General features: G+C 50.7%; 23 protein-coding genes and 1 riboswitch. Of the genes, 8 read left to right on the top strand and 15 right to left on the bottom strand.

Annotation, left to right across the window (positions count from 1 at the left end; translation table 11 throughout):
• The first annotated feature begins 6 nt into the window (after window positions 1–6).
• The 6 genes from PD282_RS01480 (at window position 7) to PD282_RS01455 (ending at window position 4206) form a co-directional block, all read left to right on the top strand.
• Complete coding sequence (locus PD282_RS01480) at window positions 7–147, top strand: paeninodin family lasso peptide (protein ID WP_274648628.1); 141 nt, start codon at window positions 7–9, stop codon at window positions 145–147.
• 83 nt (window positions 148–230) lie between these two features.
• Window positions 231–1169: a phosphoenolpyruvate carboxykinase (ATP) gene (locus PD282_RS01475; RefSeq protein ID WP_274648627.1), complete on the top strand. Its 939-nt coding sequence runs from the start codon at window positions 231–233 to the stop codon at window positions 1167–1169.
• On the top strand, window positions 1156–1455 hold the full coding sequence (locus PD282_RS01470) for a lasso peptide biosynthesis PqqD family chaperone (protein WP_274648626.1): 300 nt from the start codon (window positions 1156–1158) through the stop codon (window positions 1453–1455). Before PD282_RS01475 ends, PD282_RS01470 begins: the two co-directional genes overlap by 14 nt.
• Window positions 1452–1925 carry a lasso peptide biosynthesis B2 protein gene (locus tag PD282_RS01465; protein ID WP_274648625.1) on the top strand — a complete coding sequence of 158 codons (474 nt, stop codon included), beginning with the start codon at window positions 1452–1454 and terminating at the stop codon, window positions 1923–1925. The genes PD282_RS01470 and PD282_RS01465 overlap by 4 nt, the downstream gene beginning before the upstream one ends.
• Window positions 1922–3721, top strand: coding sequence for an ABC transporter ATP-binding protein (locus tag PD282_RS01460; RefSeq protein ID WP_274648624.1), 1800 nt, complete (start codon window positions 1922–1924; stop codon window positions 3719–3721). Before PD282_RS01465 ends, PD282_RS01460 begins: the two co-directional genes overlap by 4 nt.
• A gap of 155 nt (window positions 3722–3876) precedes the next feature.
• Window positions 3877–4206, top strand: a complete 330-nt coding sequence (locus tag PD282_RS01455) for a helix-turn-helix domain-containing protein (RefSeq protein WP_274648623.1) — start codon at window positions 3877–3879, stop codon at window positions 4204–4206.
• A 12-nt stretch (window positions 4207–4218) separates the two neighbouring features.
• Here PD282_RS01455 and PD282_RS01450 read toward each other — a convergent pair whose 3' ends face one another.
• The 4 genes from PD282_RS01450 to PD282_RS01435 form a co-directional block, all read right to left on the bottom strand.
• Window positions 4219–4386 carry a hypothetical protein gene (locus PD282_RS01450; RefSeq protein WP_274648622.1) on the bottom strand — a complete coding sequence of 56 codons (168 nt, stop codon included), beginning with the start codon at window positions 4384–4386 and terminating at the stop codon, window positions 4219–4221.
• 16 nt (window positions 4387–4402) lie between these two features.
• Window positions 4403–4485, bottom strand: a riboswitch (cyclic di-GMP riboswitch).
• Window positions 4486–4660: 175 nt separating this feature from the next.
• Window positions 4661–5707, bottom strand: a complete 1047-nt coding sequence (gene galE, locus PD282_RS01445) for a UDP-glucose 4-epimerase GalE (protein WP_274648621.1) — start codon at window positions 5705–5707, stop codon at window positions 4661–4663.
• A 42-nt stretch (window positions 5708–5749) separates the two neighbouring features.
• Window positions 5750–6946, bottom strand: a complete 1197-nt coding sequence (locus PD282_RS01440) for a glycosyltransferase (protein WP_274648620.1) — start codon at window positions 6944–6946, stop codon at window positions 5750–5752.
• A gap of 3 nt (window positions 6947–6949) precedes the next feature.
• Window positions 6950–8128 (bottom strand): nucleotidyltransferase domain-containing protein, encoded by a 1179-nt coding sequence (locus tag PD282_RS01435; RefSeq protein ID WP_274648618.1) that lies wholly within the window; start codon window positions 8126–8128, stop codon window positions 6950–6952.
• A 166-nt stretch (window positions 8129–8294) separates the two neighbouring features.
• On the opposite strand from PD282_RS01435, the gene PD282_RS01430 reads away from it, so the two are divergent.
• Entirely contained in the window at window positions 8295–8945 is a 651-nt protein-coding gene (locus tag PD282_RS01430) for an acetyltransferase (protein ID WP_274648617.1), read from the top strand.
• Window positions 8946–9178: 233 nt separating this feature from the next.
• Here PD282_RS01430 and PD282_RS01425 read toward each other — a convergent pair whose 3' ends face one another.
• The 10 genes from PD282_RS01425 to PD282_RS01380 form a co-directional block, all read right to left on the bottom strand.
• On the bottom strand, window positions 9179–10348 hold the full coding sequence (locus PD282_RS01425; protein WP_274648616.1) for an aminotransferase class I/II-fold pyridoxal phosphate-dependent enzyme: 1170 nt from the start codon (window positions 10346–10348) through the stop codon (window positions 9179–9181).
• A 22-nt stretch (window positions 10349–10370) separates the two neighbouring features.
• Window positions 10371–10970: a sugar transferase gene (locus PD282_RS01420; protein WP_274648615.1), complete on the bottom strand. Its 600-nt coding sequence runs from the start codon at window positions 10968–10970 to the stop codon at window positions 10371–10373.
• Window positions 10967–12121 (bottom strand): glycosyltransferase family 1 protein, encoded by a 1155-nt coding sequence (locus PD282_RS01415; protein WP_274648614.1) that lies wholly within the window; start codon window positions 12119–12121, stop codon window positions 10967–10969. The genes PD282_RS01420 and PD282_RS01415 overlap by 4 nt, the downstream gene beginning before the upstream one ends.
• A 20-nt stretch (window positions 12122–12141) precedes the next feature.
• Complete coding sequence (locus PD282_RS01410; protein ID WP_274648613.1) at window positions 12142–13209, bottom strand: EpsG family protein; 1068 nt, start codon at window positions 13207–13209, stop codon at window positions 12142–12144.
• A 29-nt stretch (window positions 13210–13238) separates the two neighbouring features.
• Window positions 13239–14114 (bottom strand): glycosyltransferase family 2 protein, encoded by an 876-nt coding sequence (locus PD282_RS01405; protein WP_274648612.1) that lies wholly within the window; start codon window positions 14112–14114, stop codon window positions 13239–13241.
• 62 nt (window positions 14115–14176) lie between these two features.
• Window positions 14177–15283 carry a glycosyltransferase family 1 protein gene (locus tag PD282_RS01400; protein ID WP_274648611.1) on the bottom strand — a complete coding sequence of 369 codons (1107 nt, stop codon included), beginning with the start codon at window positions 15281–15283 and terminating at the stop codon, window positions 14177–14179.
• Window positions 15268–16425 (bottom strand): glycosyltransferase family 4 protein, encoded by a 1158-nt coding sequence (locus tag PD282_RS01395; RefSeq protein ID WP_274648610.1) that lies wholly within the window; start codon window positions 16423–16425, stop codon window positions 15268–15270. The genes PD282_RS01400 and PD282_RS01395 overlap by 16 nt, the downstream gene beginning before the upstream one ends.
• A gap of 57 nt (window positions 16426–16482) precedes the next feature.
• Complete coding sequence (locus PD282_RS01390) at window positions 16483–18312, bottom strand: polysaccharide biosynthesis protein (protein ID WP_274648609.1); 1830 nt, start codon at window positions 18310–18312, stop codon at window positions 16483–16485.
• A 75-nt stretch (window positions 18313–18387) separates the two neighbouring features.
• Complete coding sequence (locus PD282_RS01385) at window positions 18388–19056, bottom strand: CpsD/CapB family tyrosine-protein kinase (protein WP_274648608.1); 669 nt, start codon at window positions 19054–19056, stop codon at window positions 18388–18390.
• On the bottom strand, window positions 19046–19786 hold the full coding sequence (locus tag PD282_RS01380; RefSeq protein WP_274648607.1) for a YveK family protein: 741 nt from the start codon (window positions 19784–19786) through the stop codon (window positions 19046–19048). Before PD282_RS01380 ends, PD282_RS01385 begins: the two co-directional genes overlap by 11 nt.
• 165 nt (window positions 19787–19951) lie before the next feature.
• Between PD282_RS01380 and PD282_RS01375 the strand changes: the two genes are divergently transcribed.
• Window positions 19952–20830, top strand: a complete 879-nt coding sequence (locus PD282_RS01375; protein ID WP_274648606.1) for a metallophosphoesterase — start codon at window positions 19952–19954, stop codon at window positions 20828–20830.
• Between the two features lie 24 nt (window positions 20831–20854).
• Here the strand turns inward: PD282_RS01375 and PD282_RS01370 are convergent, their stop codons facing one another.
• Entirely contained in the window at window positions 20855–23011 is a 2157-nt protein-coding gene (locus tag PD282_RS01370) for a right-handed parallel beta-helix repeat-containing protein (RefSeq protein WP_274648605.1), read from the bottom strand.
• Between the last annotated feature and the right edge of the window lie 31 nt (window positions 23012–23042).

Genomic DNA, 23042 nt, shown 5'->3' with positions numbered 1-23042 from the left:
AAAACAATGACCAAAAAAGCATGGAAAGAACCGCAATTGGAAGTGCTCGACGTTAACATGACGATGGCTGGTCCGGGTATGGCTATTCCCGACGCCGTACAAAACGACCCGGATGAAACCGACCACTACACACCTTCCTCGAGCTAGGTCTAGGTTTACACAAGCCCTTATACACGAAAGTGTATAAGGGACTCTTTTCTTATTTCATACGACGTTTGGAGTGGGGTTTGTTGAACGATTCCAATTGCCGTTTTACGTATAAAGCGTTCGGCTTGCGGGTAGAGAGCGAGATCTCCCTGCCCGAGTTGACCGAGCCGGACGGATTCGAGCTCCCGGAACCGGTACATATCCATCGGTGCGACCTCGCTTCGGAATGGCAGGCCCAGGATAAAATTGGCCAGTATTGGGCTGTCGCAGGGATGCAGGTGATGTTCACGGTTCCCGAGGTCGGCATTTTTCGTATTCAGGACGGCAGCACGATTCACGTATCGCCTTTCGCGGACGCCCTGGAAGACAGGGTTCGGCTTTATATTCTCGGCACCTGTTTCGGTGCCGTTCTGCTGCATCGGCGCATTCTTCCGCTGCACGGCAGCGCCGTCGCCATTAACGGGAAGGCCTATGCCGTCGTCGGTCATTCGGGTGCGGGCAAGTCGACGCTTGCGTCCACCCTGGTCGGCCTCGGGTACAAGCTGCTGAGCGACGACGTCATTCCCGTCATCGTCGACGATCAGACCCCTGTCGTCATCCCCGCATATCCGCAGCAAAAATTGTGGCAGGACAGTATGAATCAGCTCGGGCTGCCGGAATCGGATTATCGCCCGATCTTCAGCCGCGAGACGAAATTCGCCATCCCGGTACGCGCGCATTTTCATGACCAGCCGCTGCCGCTTGCAGGCGTTTTCGAGCTCATGAAGACGGCCGATACGGAAGTGATGGAGCCGATTCGCGGGATGGAACGGTTTCATATGCTCTACCGGCACACCTACCGGCCGTTTCTGGTGAACGATATGGGACTGCGGGAATGGCACTTCGGCACCCTCGCCCGCATCGTCAACCGGTTCGCCTGTTATCGGCTCAGCCGGGGAACCGCCCGTTTCAGCGCTCACGAGCTGGCCTCGCGCCTGCTCGGCGAAACTCAGAAGGAGGAATCCATCCATGCACCAGGCTAAACAACTGTCGCACGCAGACGCGCTGATCCCAAGCGAAGGCAATATCGTAAGCGATATGGACGGTGAAAAGGTCATGCTCAGCGTACAGAACGGTAAATACTATAATCTCGGCGATATGGGCGGTATGATTTGGGACAAACTGGGGCCTACCGTTACTGTCGGTCAAATCATCGACGCCCTGCTCGAAGAGTACGACGTGGATCCCGATGTGTGCACCCAGCAGGTGTACACGTTTCTGCAGCGGCTGCTCCATGAAGGCTTGATCCGTTACGCCGACGCAAAATGAACCGGCTTCGAAAAATCCGCTTGCTGCTCAGCTACGACCACAGGACGGTCCTACTGTTCGCAGAAGCGTTTCTTTTTTTGGGATGGGCGCGGATGTTACTGGTTTTCCCTTTTGCCAAAATTGCGCCTTCGCTTGGGTCAAAAACGGCGGAGACCTCGAACGAGCTTCAGCCGCAGGAGGTCCGCATCATTAAAAGCATATCCAGTGCGGTCAACATTGTGAGCCGGCACACGGTTTGGGACAGCAAGTGCCTGGTCCGGGCCATTGCCGGAATGAAAATGCTTCAAAGACGGCACATCGGCAGCACGCTTTATTTGGGCACGGCCAGAGACGGCAGCGGACGGCTGATCGCCCATGCGTGGCTGCGCAGCGGCCCGCTGTATATTACGGGAGACGATGTCATGCGAAAATTTGCCGTTGTGGAAACGTTTGCTCAATCTGCCGGCATGCCGCGGAGGAACGCCCAATGAAACCGATTATGCATTATTTCAAGCAGCTCCAAGCTTTTGCGGGAATGAAATTGTATCTCAGTATCGCCAGCATGGTGATCAGCAGCCTGCTGGACAGCATCGGCATTCTGCTCTTGATCCCGATGCTGAGCCTGAGCGGCATTCTGTCGGGCTGGCAAGGACAGAGCTTCGGTTTCAAGTGGCTGAACGTTCTGCACGGCCTGCCGCAGGCAAAGGCTATGCCGCTTATTCTCGGCTGCTACCTGATTATCGTGCTGGGCCAAAATTTACTGCAGCGTTTTATCTCCATCCGCAACACGGAAATTCAGCAGCGCTTCAGCCGGCGGCTTCGCCATGACATTTACGAGTCGCTCTTAAAAGCGAAGTGGTCGTTCTTCCTGAGCAAACGTTCGTCGGATTTGGTCAATTTGCTGACGGCCGAGCTGGCGCGCGTCGTGAACGGCATTAATCTGTTTATGCAATTTATGACTTCGTTTCTGTTCACGCTTATTCAAATCGCGCTCGCTTTCTGGATTTCACCCGGACTTACGCTTTTCGTCCTGATCGGCGGCGGCATTATGGCGCTATTTTCCCGTAATTTTATCCGCCATGCCAAGCGGCTGGGGAGTCAGACCTCCCAGTTCGCCCAGGACTATCTGGCCGGCATTTCCGATCAGATGAACGGCATCAAGGATATTAAAAGCAACAACCTGGAGAGCTCCCGGATGACCTGGCTGTACGGGCTGACCGAAGGTATGATGCATGAACAGATCAACTACGTCCGGCTGCGAATGAATTCCCAGCTGGTGTACAGGTTCGCTTCGGCCGTTCTGATCGCCTGCTTCGTCTTCATGTCCTTTTTGCTTTTTCATACGGGAGGGCAGTCCCTGCTGCTCATCATCTTGATTTTTGCGCGCTTATGGCCGAGATTTACCAGTCTCCAATCCAATATGGAGAACATTGCTTCGACGATTCCGGCGTTTCACGCTCTGATCGAGCTGCAGAGGGAATGCCTCGAAGCGGCTGAACAAGGGCTGCAGGAGCTGAACGGTCCGGAAACCGCTCCGCTTCAGGTTCGGCATGGCTTGGAGTGCCGGGGGTTATTTTTCCGGTATAATGCCTCGTCGCCCGCCTATGCGCTGCAAAATATTAACCTGTACATCCCCGCCAATCAAATGACGGCGATCGCCGGACGGTCGGGTGCGGGAAAAAGCACGCTCATCGACCTCGTGATGGGTCTTATCCAGCCCGAATCGGGAACGCTGCTGGTGGACGGGACTCCGGTCACGCAGCACAACTTGCTGGCGCTCAGGCGATCGATCGGCTACGTGGCGCAGGATCCATTCCTCTATAACGCCAGCATCAGGGAGAATCTGATCATGATCAAACCGGATGCGACGGAGGACGAGCTGTGGGAGGCACTGGAATTTGCGTCATCAGCCGATTTCGTGCGCAGGATGCCGCAAGGATTGGATACCGTTATCGGGGACCGCGGCGTGCGGCTTTCAGGGGGCGAGCGTCAACGTCTTGTATTGGCCCGGGCGGTTATCCGCAAGCCGGCGATACTCGTGCTGGACGAGGCGACAAGCTCGCTGGATACGGAGAACGAGAAACGGATTCAAGAGGCGTTAGACCGGCTTAGGGGAACGATGACCGTCATTGTCGTTGCGCACAGGCTATCGACGATCCGGCATGCAGACCAGATCATTGTGATCGATAACGGCCATTTGGTCCAGAGGGGCACCTTCAGTGAGTTGGCTTCCGCCAATGGAGGCGTCTTTAGAGGTTTGTTAAGCAATCAGGGAGAGGCGGTCTAGATACCCGTTCTCTCCCTTGAAATGGAAAACAACCTGCCAAATTTCCCGATCCTTTATACACGGTTGCAATAAATCGATCGTAAGCATTATGCTATATGTAATGAAGTTGTAAGTTAAGATGGACAGCATGATGTATAGAGGAGGACCAATCAAACATGATCGGAGAACGTATAAAAGTGCTGCGCAAGAAAAAAAATCTTTCCCTTACCGAGCTCTCCGAAAGAGCGGGAGTCGCCAAATCTTATTTGAGCTCCATTGAACGAGGAATTCAGCAAAATCCGTCGATCCAATTTCTTGAAAAGATTGGCGTGGTGCTGGGCATTACCGTTGAGGAATTTCTGCAGTCTGAATCGACTGCCGACAATAATGAACCGCTCGATGCTGAATGGGCCGCTCTCGTGAAGGAAGCTATGCTATCCGGCGTAAGCAAGGAGCAGTTCAAAGAATTTCTGGAATTTAACAAATGGAGACTTAACCGCGATTAACGATTGTCGCGGTTATACCGCTTCTTCTGCCGTTTTCCCGTCCGCGCTCGTCGAGGATTGCAGCTCGCTTAGTGTATTTCGGATCTCCTCAATGCCAAACCCCATTTTGCGGGCAAACATGATTAACGCCACCCATTCGACATCCAACAATTCTTTGCCTGCCACTTTAGCCTGATCCATGATCCAATTCCTCCCGATTTACATCGGCCGGTTGCACCACTGACTCCATGCGTTTAAGGTGCCCAGATAAAAACGCACTTCTTCGTCTCCAATACTTTTTTATTCTGCCTATATCAACCATTATATATGAGACGGGCGAACCAATGTTGTCGAAATTTGTCGTTCAAATTATAAAATTTTAATCATTTTTTGTTAAATTAATAGGTATATATGCCTATGAATAAATAAAAAGACGGAAGAATGGCTCATTCTCTATTCTTCCGTTTATTACCGCTTATACCGTTTGGATGAACGTTCGTTCCAGCTCATTCTCATTGTAGCCTTCCGGATTGCCCGCCTGCCACCGCCAAGTGTCCTCGCACATCTCTTCTAAGCCTCTGACAGCCGCCCAGCCGAGCTCGCGGTTCGCCTTCGCGGTATCCGCGTAACATACCGCAATATCGCCCGGTCTGCGGGGCGCAAACGTATACGGTACCTTTCTGCCCGTCACGCGTTCGAATGCGGCAATCATTTCGAGGACGCTGTAGCCCCTTCCGGTCCCCAGGTTATAAACATCAACCCCCGTATGCCGCATGATCCGCTCCAGCGACCGGAGATGTCCCCCGGCTAAATCGACGACATGGATATAATCCCGGACGCCCGTTCCGTCAGGTGTCGAATAATCGTTGCCGAACACCTTCAGCTCCTGAAGCCTCCCTACGGCTACCTGGGAAATATACGGCATTAAATTATTCGGAACACCGCTCGGATTTTCCCCGATCATGCCGCTTTTATGCGCCCCGATCGGGTTAAAATACCTCAAGATCGAGATCCCCCAGCTCGGGTCGGCTGCAGCCAAATCCTGCAGCATCTGCTCGATCATCTGCTTGGTGCGGCCGTACGGATTCGTCGCTCCGATCGAAGCGTTTTCCCCGATCGGCACACGCTCCGGTGCGCCGTAGACCGTCGCCGATGAGCTAAAGACCAGCTTGTGCACGCCGTATTTCCTCATCACCTCGCAAAGAATCAAGGTGCTGGCCACATTCGTTTGATAATACGTCAACGGCAGCTGAACCGACTCTCCGACGGCCTTCAAGCCGGCAAAATGGATCACGGCCTCGATCCGATGCCGGGCAAACAGCTCGTCCAGCCCAAGCCGGTCAAGCAGGTCCAGCTCATAGAACGCGAACGGCTTGCCGGCAATCCGCGCAATCCGGTTCAGCGCCTCCGGCTTGCTGTTGGCGAAATTGTCGATCACCACAAGGTCATAACCGGCTTCAAGCAGCTCGATGCACGTATGACTGCCGATATACCCGGCCCCGCCGGTTACTAAAATGGACATCTACAATCACATCCTTATGCCGAATTCCTGTAGTTAATCAATTCAAGCACGCAGCAGCTTGTACAACTTGTCCAGCTCCTTATTGTTCTGATAATCAATCCGATCACAATTGGCCGACAACCGGCGCTTTAGCCCGGCATCCTGATACAGCAGCTCGATGCCATCGGCGATGCCTTCGACCGATAATCCGGTGATGCAGCCGTCGACGCCGTCCCGCACCTGGCTTGCCGCTGTCGGATAATTCGTAATGAGCACCGGCTTTCCCAAAATTTGCGCCTCCGTTACCGTTACTGCCTTCCCTTCATACCTGGACGGTTGAACGTAGAGATCGCCCGCCTGCATAAACGGGTACGGGTTCGTCTGCTTCCCAAGCAAAATAAAGCTGTTTTGCAGCCCGTATTCAGCAATCAAATCCCGGATCATCGTTTCGTCGCCGCCGTACCCGACCACATACCAAGCAATGTCGTGATATCCGTGATCCCTGAGCCTCGCCAGCGCTCTCACGGCGTTGTCGATGCCTTTGGCATTCGACAGCCGTGCGACCGTGATCAGCTTGAAGCGGCCGTCCTGCAGCATCGGATTCGTCACCTGCTCGGTCGCCATCATCCGGATAAATAGGGGCGACGCCATGTTTTCGATCACGATCACTTTATCTTGAAGTGAGCCGTACTTGGCAAGGAACGACCGTCTGCACGCTTCCGAAACGGCGACAATCACATCGAATTTGTTCCAGACCGCCAAATCCAATGCCGGTTCAGTCGACACAGTCGAGTAATCGGTGTGAATCCAAGCGATTTTCGTTTTCGCGCTTACTTTTTCGGCCACGAAATCGTGCGGCCAGAGGTAGCTAATCGCCGCATCGTACTCCTGCTCCAGCTTGGGCAGGAAGGGAAGCGTGTACTTCCACATGAGCTGCATTTGGTAATAACCGGGTTCCGCGGATCTTCTCAGCTTACCCGCCCAATCGGCGTGCAGTTTGGCAAGCAGTCTTCCAAAGCCGATCGCCAGCCGTTTTTCGCGAAAAATTTCGGAGATCGACTTGCGAAACGTTGTATAAGGCGGCAATTCTTTTAACAGCTTGACCGCGGGCGGCAGCAATGCCATAAATTCCCCTTTATGCCGGTAAAGCATTAAGTCGACCTCATAGTTCTCGTAATCGAAGCGGTTCAGCATGCCGGCAAGGCTCCGTTCGACGCCGCCGACCTCCATATCGTAAGAGGCAATGAGAAGCTTTTTCATTTCTTAAGCACCTGCCAGTTTCCGCCACGCCCATAGAAAAGGACGAAGCGGCACATATAGAAAATGCAGCGGCTTCGGCAAAGGAAGCGTATCGGCGTCCTCGGGATACGGGAAGAGGAAGCTGGCAATAAAGAGCAGCTTCTGCCTCGGCGTCAGCAAGTCGAACAAATACCGTTTATGATGCCGCTCCACTTCGACGGGAACCGGGGGTGTATGTAAATTAACCATGCGTTCCAAATAAAACAACGTATCTCGTGCCAACCGTCTTGAGCGCCCGGAGCCCGCTAACTTGCCAAGCTCCGGGCCCGCCTCGGCGTCAAGCAACTCCGAAGCCAGCACGATCGCCTGGCCTCCGGAGCGCAGGCAGAGGTTGTCGTGCAACAGACGAACAAGCTTGTCCGGATCCGGTTGCTGCTGCAGGAGCTGTCGGATGTCCAGCAGCCAGCGCAAGCGCGACCAGCCGTGCCGGGCTCCGTGGGAGACGAGGAAAAGAAACAGATCCTCTTTTCCCAAATAGTAGACGTGGCGGCCGATTGACGGACTCGTCCTTCTCCGCTCCCATAAGGCGTCAAAACCGGGATTTTTGGAAGGAGCCGGATTCAGCCGCCAGTGCAGCTCGATCTTGATACGTTTCTGCGGATGCGAGAAGGTCGTATGATGGTGCCTCCATTTCCAATCGTTCAGCAGGGTATGGATATAGTCGTCCTTGACATAGCCCTCAGCAGCAAGCAGCGCCTCGGCCCGCTGCAAATCCGAAATGGGAATAACCAAATCCAGGTCGCAGGAGGTCCGAAGCGAAACGTCACCGTAAAGATCCTTTGCGATAACAGGCCCTTTCAAATTAAGCGCCCGAATATCATGCTCGGCAAACAGTTTTCCAATCCGCTCGATTTCGCCGCACAGCTGCAGCATAAGAAACGTATTCACCCGGTAATCCCGATTAAATGTACGCTTGACGAAAGAAGGAATGCCTGTCGCCGTCAACTGTTTCAGTTTATAATGAAGATACGGTTCGACACGATGATGCCTGGCAAGATCGATGAACGTTTTCCAATTCGTCTCACTCAGCAAATGCTGTTCATTCTCGGCGACGTATTCCATATTTTCCGTTCTCAGGATGACCAGCAGAAGCTGCATCTCTATCGAAAATGCGTCCTGATCGAGAGTGAGTCGGTCTTCCATGGGCCTCTCCTTTGCATCATAACGAACAAAAATGACTTCGGTTGTTCTATTTAACGAACACCCTTACAGCGTACCACTGATCTTGGAATATTGTCAATGTGTAACAGATCAGATGTCCGGTAAAGCGTACAAAAACGAAAGCGAAGCGATTTGGAGGATGGTTTTGTTGAAAGAAATCGTCGTTGTCGGCGCAGGCGGCCATGCGAAAGCCGTAATCGATGTGCTAGAGAAAAGCGGCGGGCACCGCATTGTCGGCGTGCTGGACAGCTATAAGCCGGCAGGGACCGCATTTTTCGGATATGAAGTGCTGGGCGGCTATGAATGGCTTCACCGACATCACGTTTACGGCGGAATCGTGGCGATCGGCGACAATTGGACGCGGGCCAAAGCTGTCACCGATATCCGTACGATTTGCCCGACGTTTAAGTTCGTTACAGCCGTCCATCGGAACGCATCGGTCGCGAAAGGTGTCCGTATCGGCGAAGGCACCGTACTGATGGCCGGTGCCGCAGCTAACAGCGATTCGCAATTGGGCGCCCACTGCATTCTGAATACGCATGCATCGGTCGATCATGACTGTATCGTCGGCGATTTTGCCAGTTTGGCGCCGAACGCGGCGACTGGCGGCAATGTCAGGATCGGAGGCTACAGCGCCATCTCCTTGGGCGCCAGCGTGATCCACTCCATAACGATCGGCGAGCATTCGGTTATCGGCGCGGGTGCAACCGTCCTGTCCGATATCGAAAGCTACAGCGTCGCTTACGGCACGCCGGCCCGGGCAGTGCGTAAACGATCGGCCGGCGAACGTTATTTGTAGCAGCCGGCGGTAAATACCGTATTGGGCGGCGGCAGCTTTCGCAAGAGACAGCCGCTTCCGGCAGCTGATATCGTGCGGCCGCCGCTGATGCGGCCGAGATTCTTATGCGCTCCGCTGCCGCTGTGTCCCCCGAAAGCAGCTCCGTCCAAGACGACGCACTTCGCGGTCGCGCAAAGCAAAATCGCCAGTCATGAATCGGCTGAATGCAGCTTAGCAGGCACGGCTGCTCGCTTCTAGCGGCCGATTTTCGCGGCAGACAGCTGAAGCGTATGCTTGATACAGTCGATGACCCGCTGCTGATCCGCAGCCGTCATGCTGGAACCTGAAGGCAAACATACGCCGGTGCGGAATAACCGCTCGGATATGCTTTCTTCCGCTTGATCCGTATAATAGCGCGCGCCTTTGAAAAGCGGCTGCAGATGGAGCGGCTTCCAAACGGGACGCGCTTCGATATTTTCCGCGGCAAGGGCATCCAGCAGAGCGGTTACACCTGTCCCGGCCCCCTGCTCCTCAATGGTAAGCGCGGTCAGCCACCGGTTCGACCGGGTATTGCCAAGCTCCGGCATAAACTGGAATTCTTGCACATCGGCGAACGCTTCCCGGTAGCGCTCAAAAATAGCCCTTCTCGCATGGACGCGTTCATTCAGCACCTGCATCTGCCCCAAGCCAACACCCGCCAACAGATTGCTCATCCGGTAATTATAGCCCATTGCGCTGTGCTGATAATGAGGAGCCGGGTCGCGCGCCTGAGTGGCGAGAAACCGGGCTTGCCGAAGCGCGGCCTCGTCGTTGGAAACCAGCATGCCTCCGCCGGAGGTGGTAATAATTTTGTTGCCGTTAAACGAATACACGCCGAATCGGCCGATCGATCCGCTTGCTTGTCCCTTATAGGCGGAACCTAGCGATTCGGCTGCATCCTCAATGATCGGCACTCCATAACGGTCGCACAGTGAACCGATCTCCGCCATTTTGGCGCTTTGCCCGTACAAATGGACGACGATAACCGCTTTCGGCAGCTTCCCTTCACGTTTGGCATCGGCGAGCGCCATTCCGAGCGCTTCGGGCGACATATTCCACGTGTCCGGCTCCGAATCGATAAAGACTGGCTCAGCTCCTTCGTACAGGATCGGATTGGCGCTGGCGACGAAGGTGAGCGTCGAGCAAAACACGCGGTCTCCCCGTTCAACCCCCAGCAAACGAAGCGCCAGGTGGATCGCAGCCGTTCCCGAGCTGAGTGCAACCGCGCCTTTGACCCCCGCGTAAGCGGCGATTTCCGACTCAAAAGCGTCGACGTTCGGACCGAGCGGCGCGATCCAGTTGCTCGAGAAAGCTTCCTGAATGTATTCCAGTTCTTTACCGCTCATATGAGGGGCCGATAAGTAAATGCGGTCTTGCGTTGACATAGCGCTCATCCTCTGCTCATCGTTATCGTGATTCGCCGCTCCCTCGGAAAACCGGCATCGTTGCATGGTCGCCGCTGCTGATTCCTTCGGATTTTACGACCTTGATCAAGGTCATCCATAAAATTTTCATGTCAAGAAGAAAGCTCCGGTTGTCAACGTACCATGTATCAAGCCGGAATTTCTCCTCCCACGTAATCGCGTTCCGCCCGTTCACCTGCGCCCAGCCCGTAATGCCCGGCCGGACCAAATGCCGCCTGGCCTGCTCAGCCGTATAAAGCGGCAAATATTCCATCAGGAGCGGCCTCGGACCGACCAGGCTCAGATCGCCGCGAACGACATTCCACAGCTGCGGCAGCTCGTCCAAACTGTACTTGCGCAGAAAAGCGCCGAATGGCGTGAGGCGGATATGATCAGGCAGCAGCTTCCCGGAAGCGTCCTTTTCACCTGTCATCGTCCTGAATTTATATACGTGAACCGGCCTGCCGTACAGCCCCGGCCGCTGCTGTTTGAAGATGACGGGTGAACCGAGCCTTCGCCGGACAAGCATCGCGATGATGAGTGTAACAGGCAGAAAAACGAGAAGCATTGGGACCGTTACCGCCAAATCGAAGAGCCGCTTCATAAATGCGCCCCCCTCTTTTCATCACCGTAAATCGAGAGCCATTCCGAAATGCTCTCTGTAATATTAAACCCTCTGATTGAAAATTGACGGAAGATCGTCTGAGGCTCGGGACTGGCCCTTGTCATGGTTTCAAGAATAAGTTCGGACCAAGCCTTCGGACCTTTGTCAAGTTTAGCATAGGTCATTAATCCAAGCCCCATATCCGTGCTCACTGGCACTGTATCCGCCGCAATGCATGGGGTTCCTGCGCACTGAGCTTCCAACGTAACCATACCAAACCCTTCAAACAAGGACGGAAAAACAAAAATATCAAATGACTTCATCAACTGCGGGATATCGCCTCGTATACCGGCAAATCGCACATACGACTGGATTCCCAGCTCAGCCGCCGTTTCCTCCGCCGTCTTTCGCATTGGACCATCCCCGGCAAAAACGGCATAAAAGGTATGACCGTTTACAAGAAGCTGTTTTAAAATGTGAAGGATAAAAACTTGGTTTTTGGACGACGAGAACGTTCCGACATGTCCGATGACCGACGCGGATTCCGGAATTTCCAGCTGTTTTCTCACATCTATTCTGGAGCCGGGGCCGGTTTGAAGGAATGCTTGAACAGGAATTCCGTTGTGAATCACCCGTACTTTCCCTTCCTTAACAGGCTTATAGCCAAACAGAAACCATCCGGCCTCGTCGCTGCAGGCGCAATAATCGGTCGCTGCAAACTTAATTAAAGCTTTGAGAAATCGCAGCGTTATTGAGGCTTTTATGCCGTTTCCTTTATTCCAGTTCGTGCTGTGCGAATGACAAATGCGTACCGGTATTCGAGCCAGCTTGGCAGCCAAGGCGGGAAGCCCGCTTTGAAAATCGGTATGAATATGAACCGCCTTATAAGGGTAATTCTCCATTGCCTCCCTCAGCAGTTTCACATAAGTGAACGGTCCCGATTTCCCCAAGCTCGGTATATAAATGATTCGCCCCCCCATCGCCATGATTTCCTTATCGTATTCACATTCGTCTTCCCGATGGGATATGAAGTCGAATTGAAGCTTCGAACGGTTCAATTCCCGGTATACGTTCATAAGCAATGTTTCCGTACCACCCCGGTTCATGGCGCTGACGACGTGCAAAACGCGATCGGGTTGATAGCGTTCCATTATATTCAACTCCCTGCCTGCTACCAATGCAAATAATCACTGCCATATTGCACATTAAGCACGATCACATTCTCATAAAAGAAAAAAACCAGATAAACGAAAATCGTGATCAAATAAATCAGTTTCTGGTCTTTCTGCCGAAAAACTTTGATCACCCAGGATACCACAATAATTTGATAGATTGTGAAATAGATGGCCACCCGGGCAAAAATCCAGTTTTGCGTTGAAATGATCATTAGCACAACACCAATTAAGCTTAAATTTACGATAATGTCGATTTTGGGAAATAACAGCCGGAGCTTTTCTCTACCCAAATAAGCCGCTACAAGAGGTACGGCGTAAAAAATAACGCGCAGGATATTGGCGCCGCCTTCTTGAAAATTCTGATACTCGCTATAGCTTGTATCCTGAAGAGCGGAAAAAAGGACATCCTGAAACTGGTTGAATCCCGCTACGATGAGCACTGCTACAACAAGCAATGCGATTGTCGTCCCGGTCCAGGCTTTTCTTCGTACAAGGAAATAAATTGGAATCATAATCAATGCGCTTTGATGGAAGAAGGCGGCAATCAAAACGGTCAACATATACCTTTTCCAGTGGCCCTCCATCAAAAATTTCGTTGCAGCAAAAATGATAGCGGCGGCCATATATTGTCGGATTCCGTTCATGGAAACGATAAACGAGCCGGACGTAATAAAAACATAAACAGCCAATTCGAACAGCCGCGAATATTTATAGAGGACAAGAACAATAAACAGATTGGTAATCAGCGCCACGCTAAAAATAAATGCTTGAGGATCCGTGGTAAAGCTCTTCAGTAGTTTCTGAAAAAGATTAAAGCCGATATCTTTCTGCTGTGCGATGTAATTCCAGCTGAAATCGTTAATCTCATACGTGTGAATATAAAATACCGTATCACCGATATTATTACGCAAACCCGAAACCATAATTAGGACAAAAGCGACGGCAAATGCCATCAGTTTATTCGGGCGCACCAATGCAGGGGTCTGCGGATCGGTTACGGCAAAATATCTTGCGAAGAATGAAAACATGGAAGCAGTGGAGAGCGTTAACCATAAGATTGTCATCGTCAAGTCCCTCTAATCAGGAGCTGAAATTACGTTTTGCTTAGAATAAACCAATATAACAGCAAGCCCGGGAGGCAGGCCACAATCGTAAGCATTTTTGCAGGCGTATCCTTAAACCAATCTTTGTTGCGGGACAGCAGACTGCTTGATACGTAATGAACCGCTTGTCTATATTTGAAAGCTTGTCCTGCAAAGGGAAGCTTCATCAGCTCTTTGCGATAAAAGGCAAACCCGCGCGGGTTATTACGATATTGCTTAAACATATTTAACGAAGAACCGTCCGTTAAATATTCGATGCAGCATAACACTTTGTTCAGAAGGAGAAGCTCGTAATCCCGGTCAATCATGTAATATTTGTAAGCTAGACCAACGTATTTTTCTCCTGAAAAAACGGGATACGGAAACTGGCGTGTCAATGCCGTGCGGTAAACCAATTTTTTGTCCCCCGTCACCCCGTATTTATTGTAAAGATTGAACAAGGTCGATGACTTTAGATGCTCCGGCAATTTCGTGCCTACCCGTTCTCCGTTGCTGTAACAATCCAACCCCACAAAACCGCTGTATTGATCGCTGCCATGGTTTTTCCAAAATGTAACGATATGCTCCACGGCTTGATCCGGCATATAATCGTCGGAATCAATGCAAACGTTCAGTTCGGTGTCGATCAGCTTGTAAGCCGTGTTATGCGCCGCGTGCATGCCCTGGTTATTTTGATACACGTAACGAATCGGCACTTTTTTCTCGGCCGTCCACTGCTCTACCAATATACGCGTTTGATCGGTCGATCCATCATCGATAATTAGCCACTCGAAATCTTTACAGCTTTGACGTATAAGACTTTCGTATAATTGATGAAGGCAATACGCTCGATTAAACGTGGGCGTAAAGACAGTCAACGTACTCATGATTCACCTCAATCCATTTCCAATTATTTATTAGACATCGATGGCTTTCCTTCGAGTTGATCCTATAGTTGAGATAAATAAAAATCTTGCAGCCATCGGGCTGTCCCGCTGATCTCATAGCCGGTGCGGGTGAAATCGTCCGAATATATTGTTCTCGATTTCTGATGTTGGGAGGCATCCCGAATCATTTTTAAACAACGCTTAGGCTCGCGCAGCGAAAAAGATTGGATCAGCCCGAAACCAAGATCAACCTCTGTTGTGATGGTATCGGAAATAATACAGGTCAAGCCGGCTCTTTGAGCCTCAATAAGCGTCAATGGAAGGCCTTCATGAAGCGACGGAAAAACTATTACGTCAAAGCATTGAAGTAAACTGTCGACGTCGTCTCGTATTCCCAGAAAGCACATATCATCTTTAACCTTCAACTTGTCAGCAAATGTCTCCATTTCAGTACGAAGAGGACCGTCTCCTGCCAGCAAAAGCTTGCAATTGCCATGGATCAATTTGAATTCTGCAAAGCGTTCAATTAAATAGGCATGATTCTTTTGAGGCAGGAATCGGCCGACGTGGCCAATGACAAACGTATTTTCCCCGATTCCCAGCTCACTCCTGACATTAGCGCGTTTACCGGGATCAAAAGCGAACCGTACACCTTCAATGCCGTTTTTAATGATTTGAACTTCGGATTCCTTCCCCGGAAACATCCATTCCGAGGCCGTTCGCGAGCACGCCAAATAATTTGTGGCTAATGACGAAATCGACTTTCCCGCGAGCCACTTATAGGCTCGTACAGCTAAACCGCCCTCGCTCATCGTGTTGTGACTGTGCGCGATGCGTACCGGTACCCCTGTTCGTGCTGCAGCTCGTAGAACCAACCCGCTCATTTTGTCCATGTGAGAGTGAATGACTCGGTACTCCTTATGCTCGGCAAAAAAACGATTTAACATCTTAACATATTGAAAGTGGCCTACATCCGAAATATAAGGAATTCGATGAATATATCCTCCAAGCTGCTTAATCTCTTCGTCGAAAATACCAGGTTTGCTTGTCAAAAAATCAAATCGAACTTTCGAACGATCGATATTGCGATATAAATTCATTAACAGCGTCTCCGCCCCGCCGCGGTTCATATTGACGACCGCGTGCAATACAGTCACTGTACCGACCATTCCATTCGCTCCAATTTCGGCTGTCCCATGTACAGCTTATATATATTGCACAGTTCATCTAGGACCTGATTCAGGTTATATTTTTGTACGAGCTTTAAACTCTCTGATCCCATCCTCCGCCTCAATTCGGCAGATTCACACAACAGTCGGATTCGGGCAGAAAAATCTACCGCGTCGTGGGGATTTGCGATATAGCCATTTCGTTGATCGATGATGAGCTCGAGATGACCGCGGTTCCGTGCAGCAACGACCGGAAGCCCGCAAGCCATCGCTTCCATGACGTTGACTGGAAGCCCCTCCCTGAGACTTCCGGAAACGGCAGCATCGCACATCGGAAGGAGCTTGTCGATATCGGCGCGATAGCCGAGAAAATGTATCCGTTCGGCAACACCCAATTCGGCGGTAAGCCGTCTGCATTCATTCAGCATCGGGCCTTCGCCTGCAAGCAGCAGCTTGACCTGCGGCATTTCGTCCTTCAACCGGGCAATCGCTTCGATTAGCACACGCTGATTTTTATTCCGGTTGAACTCGGCTGCACAAAAGAGCAGCTGATCGTCGGGACTATAGGGCGAGTCTTCCCGAAGCCGAAGCTTTTCGGACAGCGAGACCGGTTGAAAGCGATCTGTATCAACCCCGACTCCATGGATATGCGCAATTCGTCCCGCATTAAATCTTCGGCTCACGGCCAGACTGAAATCTTCATTATTAATCGTGATCAGGCAATCCGTCAATCGAGCAAGCAGCTTTTCAATTGGATAATATAATAGCCAATTTTGAAGAGGAGCTCCCTTGCAGAAATGAAAACCGTGTGCGGTATAAATCACCTTCGTTCCGGCTTTCCTCGCTTCCCGAGCGGCCAGTCGGGCAAGCACGCCTCCCATCGGCGTATGGCAGTGAATCAAATCGTAATCCTGCTGTCGAATGATGCTCCGGAGCTGTTTGTACGCCTTCCAATTTCGGGAATGAAAAGGTGAGCGCGAAATTGGAAGGTTAAATTTTAGATCGGCCAAAGGAAGGTCCAGCTCACCGCTTGCTGCAACGTGCACTTCCCATCCGCACTGTTTAAACCATTTCAGCACCGGAAGATGGAAGGCTTTAAAATGATAATCAACGGTTGCGCAAAACAAAACTTTACCGTGCATAAGGCGATCTCCTTCCGGCACGAGGGCTGCATACTCGATCCGACACCTTTTTGACTCCTAACCCGTTACAGTCATCAGATCATGAGTCTTCGGCCTGTTGTTCGCAATATCCAGCAGCAGCTGCCTGAGCTCAAGTATGGGGAGCGTTTGATAAATACTGAGCATTTCCTCGATTTCTGCGAAATTCACTTCGGACGATTTGCCGATGTAAATTTTCGGGTAGACCTGGTTGTCGCGGATCTCACCGGCACTCAGGAGCTCTTCATACAGCTTCTCGCCCGGCCTCATACCCGTAAATTGAATGCCGATCTCTTCCACCGAGTAGCCCGACATGCGAATTACATTTTTAGCCAAGTCGACGATTTTTACCGGCTCCCCCATATCGAGCACGAATATTTCGCCTCCGCGCGCTAGCGCCCCCGCCTGAATGACAAGTCTCGAGGCTTCGGGAATAGTCATAAAATAACGGACCATATCGGGATGCGTCACTGTAACCGGCCCACCGTTCTCAATTTGTTTCCGGAAAAGCGGAATGACGCTGCCACGGCTCCCAAGCACGTTACCGAAACGGACCGCAACAAAGTTCGTCTGGCTGCTCCGGTCGATGTGCTGGATGATCATCTCGGCGATGCGTTTTGTGGCACCCATTACACTGGTCGGGTTAACCGCCTTGTCCGTTGAAATCATGACGAACGTTCCAACCTTCGCCAAATCGGCGGCTTTCGCGGCATTGAGAGTGCCGATGACATTATTCTTGACTGCTTCCTCCGGATTGCGCTGCATGAGCGGTACATGCTTGTGAGCTGCTGCATGGTAAACGACATCAGGCTTATGTTCATCCATGACGCTGACAATTTTGCTTTCATCCTGCAAATCCGCAATCTCAGTGTAAAATTGAATGCCGGAGTCGCGAAACATTGCTTTGAGTTCGATTTCGATCGAATAAATACTGTTTTCGCCATGGCCAAGCAGTACAAGCTTCTTCGGTTTGAAGCGGGAAATTTGCCGACACACTTCCGATCCGATCGAACCGCCTGCGCCCGTGACGAGCACGACCTTCCCCGTCACATAACCTGAGATGCTTTCTAAATCGAGCTCCACTGGCTCGCGGCCGAGCAAATCCTCGACTAGGACATCGCGGAACTGGCTGACCGATAATTTCCCGCTGGCCAGATCCTCCAGCATTGGGATGATTTGCGTTTTAGCCGACGTTTTGGCACATTCGTCGTAGATCGTTTTGAGCTGGTCTTTGCTGAGTGACGGGATGGCAATAACGATGTGCTCGATTTTAAACGTCCGGCACGTCAGTTCGATGCTCGCCGAGCTTCCGACGACCGGGAGTCCAAGAATATCCAGATGATGCTTACTGGGATTATCGTCAATAAATGCAACTGGAAGCATGTCGTTCTCCATGTTCGAAAGCAGCTGTCTGGCCACCATCGTCCCGGCCGCTCCTGCTCCTATAATGAGCGTTCGCTTACGGTACCCTTCCTTTTTCGAAAACAACCGCCCCCTGATTACTCGCCAGAAAAACCGGGAGCCTCCGATTAGCAGCATATGCAGCATCCAGGTCACAACCATCATGCGGAAATAAATATCCTGAATTAGAATAACCTGGACGAGTGCCCCCACCGCAATAGATAAGCTGACCGCCTTCGTGATGATGATTAGTTCACCCACGCTTGCGTACTCCCATGCTTTTTTGTACAGCTTGTACATAAACGCGAACAGATGATGACTGATTAGCAGAGCAGCAGAGGTGCAAACAATTGGGAATGAGAGCAAATCCAGCGAGGCGGTCACTAAAAAGCGGCTGAAAAAGATCGCAGAAAGCACAATGAACGAATCCATTGCAACTAACAGGGCCAGCCTTTGTTTATAAGCCAATTTTCGCCTCCCCCTTCTATTGTTTCGTTTTATCGAAAGCAATTGTGCTTTATAAAGAACGGCATTTCAAAAAAATTAGCCGGATACAGCTTGATTTAGAATTGCTCCGACCAAATTTGTTTTGCAAAACTCCAGTGCTTTCTTGGCTTCGATTGCACGAATCTGGTTTGTTTTTCCACATTTTATCACCAGAACGACGCCGTCGCATTTTCCAGCCAATGCATTGGCGTCTGCCGTACCGAGTACCGAAGGACAATCCATAACAATGAGATCGTAGTCCTTCTCCGCTTCCTCGAGCAGCGCATTCATCGATATCGAATCCAGCAGTTCCGACGCATCGTAAACAAGAGAGCCGCAAGTCAGTACAGACAATCCATCGATTTCCGTCTGGATGGCGGCCTCTTCCCTCCCCGATTGACCCATAAGAATATCCGTGAGTCCAGGTGCGGCATCGCTCTTAAATATGTAATGAAGGATCGGATTCTTTACATTGGCATCAACAAGCAATACGCGGTCCCCGCGCTGTGCCATCGATACCGCCAGATTGACGGCTGCCGTCGATTTACCCTCACCTTCTGAAGGGGAGGTGACAGCCAATGACTTCAGCTTTCTTCCGTTTGAAGCATAGCGAATATTGTTTCGAATCATTCGGTATTGTTCCGCCGCGACCGACCCCGGATGGCTGTCTGCAATCAGACAGCCGCTAATTGTAAAATGCGCTGGTTTGGACTGCTTACGAGCCAATCGTCTCACCTCGAATGTGCGTCTTCCTTTTCCGCTTATTTTTGCCGGACAAATCCTTCTTCCCCATTTCCTGAACCGTGCCCAGAACCGGAAGTCCCAGTAACCGTTCAATATCCCGGGATGATTTTACCGAATCATCCAGGGAGTCTAACAGAAACGTGAGACCGATTCCGAGAGCAATTCCGGCAAACAAGCCGATATAGATTGCTCTGTTGCTTCGAGGGTTAATCGGAGTAGGATCGGGCTCGGCCTTCGTTATAATTTGAATGCTTCGGAAACTAAATGTTGACGCAGCCTGGTCAGCAAAGGCAGACGCAGCTGCATTGGCAATGTCTGCCGCGGTTTTAGGATCCGGGTCTATGGCTGTAATAAGCGTGATTAAAGAATTGTCCAGACTCGATATCCGAATCTGGTTTCTGAGTGAATCGGGAGAGCGGTGTAAATTTAGTTCTTGAATGACTTGCTCCATGACAACCGGTTCCCTGGAGAACACCTTCAACGTACTAAGCATATCCGCACTGTCTGTTCGAATAACCATCCGGGCGGAAGAGGCATATAAAGGCGTCTCGGGAAGCGAACTGTAGACGGTGCCCAGGATTACGAACAAAAGCGTTGATATAACGACAAGCCAATACCGTTTCTTAACGGTATGAACAATTTCCTTCACGTTGATTTCCTTTACAGGTCCTTTACGACCCGGTGGATTTAACTCCGAAAACGCCTCGTTCATGATTTCACCCGCTCACCATGTTGTTTCTCTTAACGAACAATACCCTATCATTTTAGTTCTTTATATCGAACATGTCAAGCAAGCTGAACATGTCAAGCAAGCTGGAAGTAGATTGGTATCATGCTATAATAAAAGAACGAATACGACTGAGTAATGGGGTTACTTATGGATCCGAATGTAAAACTGTCAAGAAGGGCTTTTCTCAAAAAAAGCTGGTTTTGGATAGGAGCGCTGCTTGGCGCATCCGTAACCGGTCTCGGTTATTCGCATTTTATAGAACCTCGAATGATTAGCGTTGTTAATCGAACGCTTGCTTTTCGGCGGATTCCCGTGAGCTTTGCAGGCAAGCGGGTCATTCATTTCAGCGATGTTCATCTCGATTTTTATTTCGGCTTGGACCGTATGCAAAGATTGATCGAACAGATACAGGCGCTTTCCCCCGATATGATCTGTTTCACCGGAGACCTTTATCACAATCACGTTGGGAAAAGCGGGGCCGCATGCTCGATGCTGCTCAATCGTTTGAAAGCTCCTTTAGGCAAATGGGCTGTGCTCGGCAATCACGATTACGATGCCGGGGTCTCCAATGTGGAAAAAGTGCTTGTTGATGGCGGATTTACTCTTCTGACAAATCGTTCGGCAGTGATTGAACAAGGGAGCGATCGGATCCAAATCGCCGGAATTGACGATTTTTTTTTCGGGTCTCCGAACTACCGAACCGTCTTTGAACGGGTCGATTTAAATCGATTCACGATGCTGCTTGCGCACGAACCCGATTTTGCAGACCAAACGATTCGTTATCCCGTCGACCTGCAATTGTCAGGTCATAGTCATGGCGGTCAGGTTCGTCTGCCTTTAATCGGCCCTTTGGTGCTGCCCGAAATGGCGCGGAAATACCCGCAAGGATTATATAGGCTGGGAGAAGGCAAGCTTCTCCTCTACACAAACCGAGGTATCGGCATGTCGAACTATCCGTTCCGTTTCTTGTGCCGTCCCGAAATCACCGTTCTTACGTTATCGCGTCTAAACGAGGAGCGCCCCTAATTCACCAAAGGGGCGCTCTTGCTATCACTTCAGGATATTGTTACTCCTGATATCATTTGGCTTCGTCAATAAGGCGGCATTGATTAAACTATTGTTCTCCAGCAAATAGGGGGGCGCTCCGATCCCGGCATAAATCGTCGATATCCCGATTGTTTTTATATTGGCGTTTATACGATTGCCGATGAACGTTGCGCTCAGGATAGCGGACGGTCTGCTCTGTGCGCCATTGTTGTTTAGTTTAATCAATTCCGTTTTAGCCGAAGTCATATGCATCGCGTGAACGGTGTTATTCTCCAGCCAAACCCGCTTTACCGCTTGAATATTTAACGCCTGCGTATTTCCAGCCAGCTCGAATGTCGAATCCTTGATGACCAGGTTTGTTTTCGGGTTGTTTGCGGTCATACTGACGGCCGATATGGCGTTCGAATGAAAAGTGCAGCCTTGAAAAACGTATTTCCCTGGCTGGCTGACGTTAAGCGCGCCGAATTGTCCTTTCTCCGACCCCTGGAATTCACAGTTCGTGTACGTCCCCGGAGGTAGATCAAGGGAGAAATTCGTGTTGTAACCCGTCACCTTAAAGCCTTCAAAAATACTGCCTTCTGCGGAAGTTCCCGTAAAGGCACGCAGTGTCGGCTCGCCCTCAATCGATGTATTTTGAAGTAGCACCGGCTGCCCGAGAATTCGGAGTCCCGACTGGGATTTGCTATGATTAACCAATTTGATGTCCGAGCCTTTGACGCCAAACTTTGTGTTCGTATTGATCAGCAGCAAGGAATCCGAAAGTTCCATGCCGTTAATGGCAATCGTGGAGCCTGTAAAATGAGCGCTTCCATCATTCATCGTATTATCGATGAACACACCGTCTTTTTCGGCAATTAATCCGGTTCCGTCAAAATGATTGCGAACCGCCTTCGCTCCGCTGAACGGCTTGGAAACCGCCAATCCAATTTTTCCGCTGGAAGCCAAATGGTTATTCTCCACCCTGGCATTTCGGCCATCGAACAATACGATATCATATGCGGCGTTATTATAAAATTCATTGTTGACTATATTTATGTTGCTGTTTAAAAATCCGTTAACCGCGTATCCCCCTTCCACATCAATACCGGATTGAGGAGCGGTTCCTTTAATATCGTGAAAGGTGCTGCCGGTAATCGTCACGTTATTCGCTCCGCCGACGGTAATTCCCTGCCGCCGGTTATAGGCAAACTCCGAGTTTTTCACCACAACGTTGCTTGTCTGCTTGCGGTACCAATATTCAATATGAGCGCCTTTAGCTGAAGCTAAAGAGGTGTTGAACACCAGGTAACAGGACGCAGCGCCGTCAGGAATTGTGATCGAATCGCGCACTTTCGTGCTTACCTTTTTCAAAAAACCGCCATTCGCCTTGTAAAAGTAAATTTCGAATTGGGATGGAAGGCCAATGGCATTTGAAAGCTCAAAATGGGGATCCTTTTGTAATAAAGGGTCATTCAATTTGAATGAAGCAGCTGTTCGAATTTTTTTGCCGTTTGCAGTTACACGGCCAAGTTCGTCAATGGAACCGGCAACAAAATCGCCCGCATTGACCCCCTTGAGTCCTTTTCCGTAACCGTCCAGTATTAGGCCGTCCCCTGTAAAATTTAAAGCCTTTATCCCGTCAATCGTCAGATTTTCGGCACCCGCGGTATGGATACCGAAGCCGAATTCATGCGTTCCATAGCTTGAAGGAGCATCCTTCTTCGAATAATCGTGCGTATCTTTATCCCCGCGATAGGTTCCGCCGATCAGCGTGACATCATGGACCCCATATGCAATACTCATGATTTCATAATTTTCTTTTCCGTTCGTTTCCTTTTGAAGCACGGCGTCCGGTGGAAGCACGAACTGCATATTGGATACCATGCCGATGGAGCCGTCTTTGTCAATCAGATAGGTTCCCGAGGGCAGCTTGAAAGTGCCATATCCGTTTTTACTTGCCCACTCTAAGGCATCATTAATCCCTTTCGTCGTATCCGCTGCATCCGTACCGTCGTTATGTATGCCCCATCTAGAAAGCTCAACCACGTACGCTTTAGCAATGCCGGTTTCCGTCGTCCCTTCGCCGTATACATGAGTCACTCCGCTGCTGGGATAATCCGAAATCACCAAAAGTAAGGCAAGTGATAGGATGACAAGCATTAAAAATGATTTTCGTTTCATTCGTTTTCTCCTCTTCCGTTTTAACCCGCTT

Origin of the sequence: Paenibacillus humicola (assembly GCF_028826105.1) — a bacterium.
GTDB lineage: Bacteria > Bacillota > Bacilli > Paenibacillales > Paenibacillaceae > Paenibacillus_Z > Paenibacillus_Z humicola.
Note: the sequence above shows the minus strand (reverse complement) of the source record. Positions and strands in the feature narration are given on the sequence as shown.

Excerpts from the sequence above, each read along its gene's own strand:
- PD282_RS01480 (WP_274648628.1), top strand. The coding sequence starts at position 7 with ATGACCAAAAAAGCATGGAAAGAACCGCAATTGGAAGTGCTCGACGTT.
- PD282_RS01470 (WP_274648626.1), top strand. The coding sequence starts at position 1,156 with ATGCACCAGGCTAAACAACTGTCGCACGCAGACGCGCTGATCCCAAGC.
- PD282_RS01465 (WP_274648625.1), top strand. The coding sequence starts at position 1,452 with ATGAACCGGCTTCGAAAAATCCGCTTGCTGCTCAGCTACGACCACAGG.
- PD282_RS01460 (WP_274648624.1), top strand. The coding sequence starts at position 1,922 with ATGAAACCGATTATGCATTATTTCAAGCAGCTCCAAGCTTTTGCGGGA.
- PD282_RS01455 (WP_274648623.1), top strand. The coding sequence starts at position 3,877 with ATGATCGGAGAACGTATAAAAGTGCTGCGCAAGAAAAAAAATCTTTCC.
- PD282_RS01450 (WP_274648622.1), bottom strand. The coding sequence starts at position 4,386 with ATGGATCAGGCTAAAGTGGCAGGCAAAGAATTGTTGGATGTCGAATGG.
- galE (WP_274648621.1), bottom strand. The coding sequence starts at position 5,707 with ATGTCCATTTTAGTAACCGGCGGGGCCGGGTATATCGGCAGTCATACG.
- PD282_RS01440 (WP_274648620.1), bottom strand. The coding sequence starts at position 6,946 with ATGAAAAAGCTTCTCATTGCCTCTTACGATATGGAGGTCGGCGGCGTC.
- PD282_RS01435 (WP_274648618.1), bottom strand. The coding sequence starts at position 8,128 with ATGGAAGACCGACTCACTCTCGATCAGGACGCATTTTCGATAGAGATG.
- PD282_RS01425 (WP_274648616.1), bottom strand. The coding sequence starts at position 10,348 with ATGTCAACGCAAGACCGCATTTACTTATCGGCCCCTCATATGAGCGGT.
- PD282_RS01420 (WP_274648615.1), bottom strand. The coding sequence starts at position 10,970 with ATGAAGCGGCTCTTCGATTTGGCGGTAACGGTCCCAATGCTTCTCGTT.
- PD282_RS01415 (WP_274648614.1), bottom strand. The coding sequence starts at position 12,121 with ATGGAACGCTATCAACCCGATCGCGTTTTGCACGTCGTCAGCGCCATG.
- PD282_RS01410 (WP_274648613.1), bottom strand. The coding sequence starts at position 13,209 with ATGACAATCTTATGGTTAACGCTCTCCACTGCTTCCATGTTTTCATTC.
- PD282_RS01405 (WP_274648612.1), bottom strand. The coding sequence starts at position 14,114 with ATGAGTACGTTGACTGTCTTTACGCCCACGTTTAATCGAGCGTATTGC.
- PD282_RS01400 (WP_274648611.1), bottom strand. The coding sequence starts at position 15,283 with ATGGTCGGTACAGTGACTGTATTGCACGCGGTCGTCAATATGAACCGC.
- PD282_RS01395 (WP_274648610.1), bottom strand. The coding sequence starts at position 16,425 with ATGCACGGTAAAGTTTTGTTTTGCGCAACCGTTGATTATCATTTTAAA.
- PD282_RS01380 (WP_274648607.1), bottom strand. The coding sequence starts at position 19,786 with ATGAACGAGGCGTTTTCGGAGTTAAATCCACCGGGTCGTAAAGGACCT.
- PD282_RS01375 (WP_274648606.1), top strand. The coding sequence starts at position 19,952 with ATGGATCCGAATGTAAAACTGTCAAGAAGGGCTTTTCTCAAAAAAAGC.
- PD282_RS01370 (WP_274648605.1), bottom strand. The coding sequence starts at position 23,011 with ATGAAACGAAAATCATTTTTAATGCTTGTCATCCTATCACTTGCCTTA.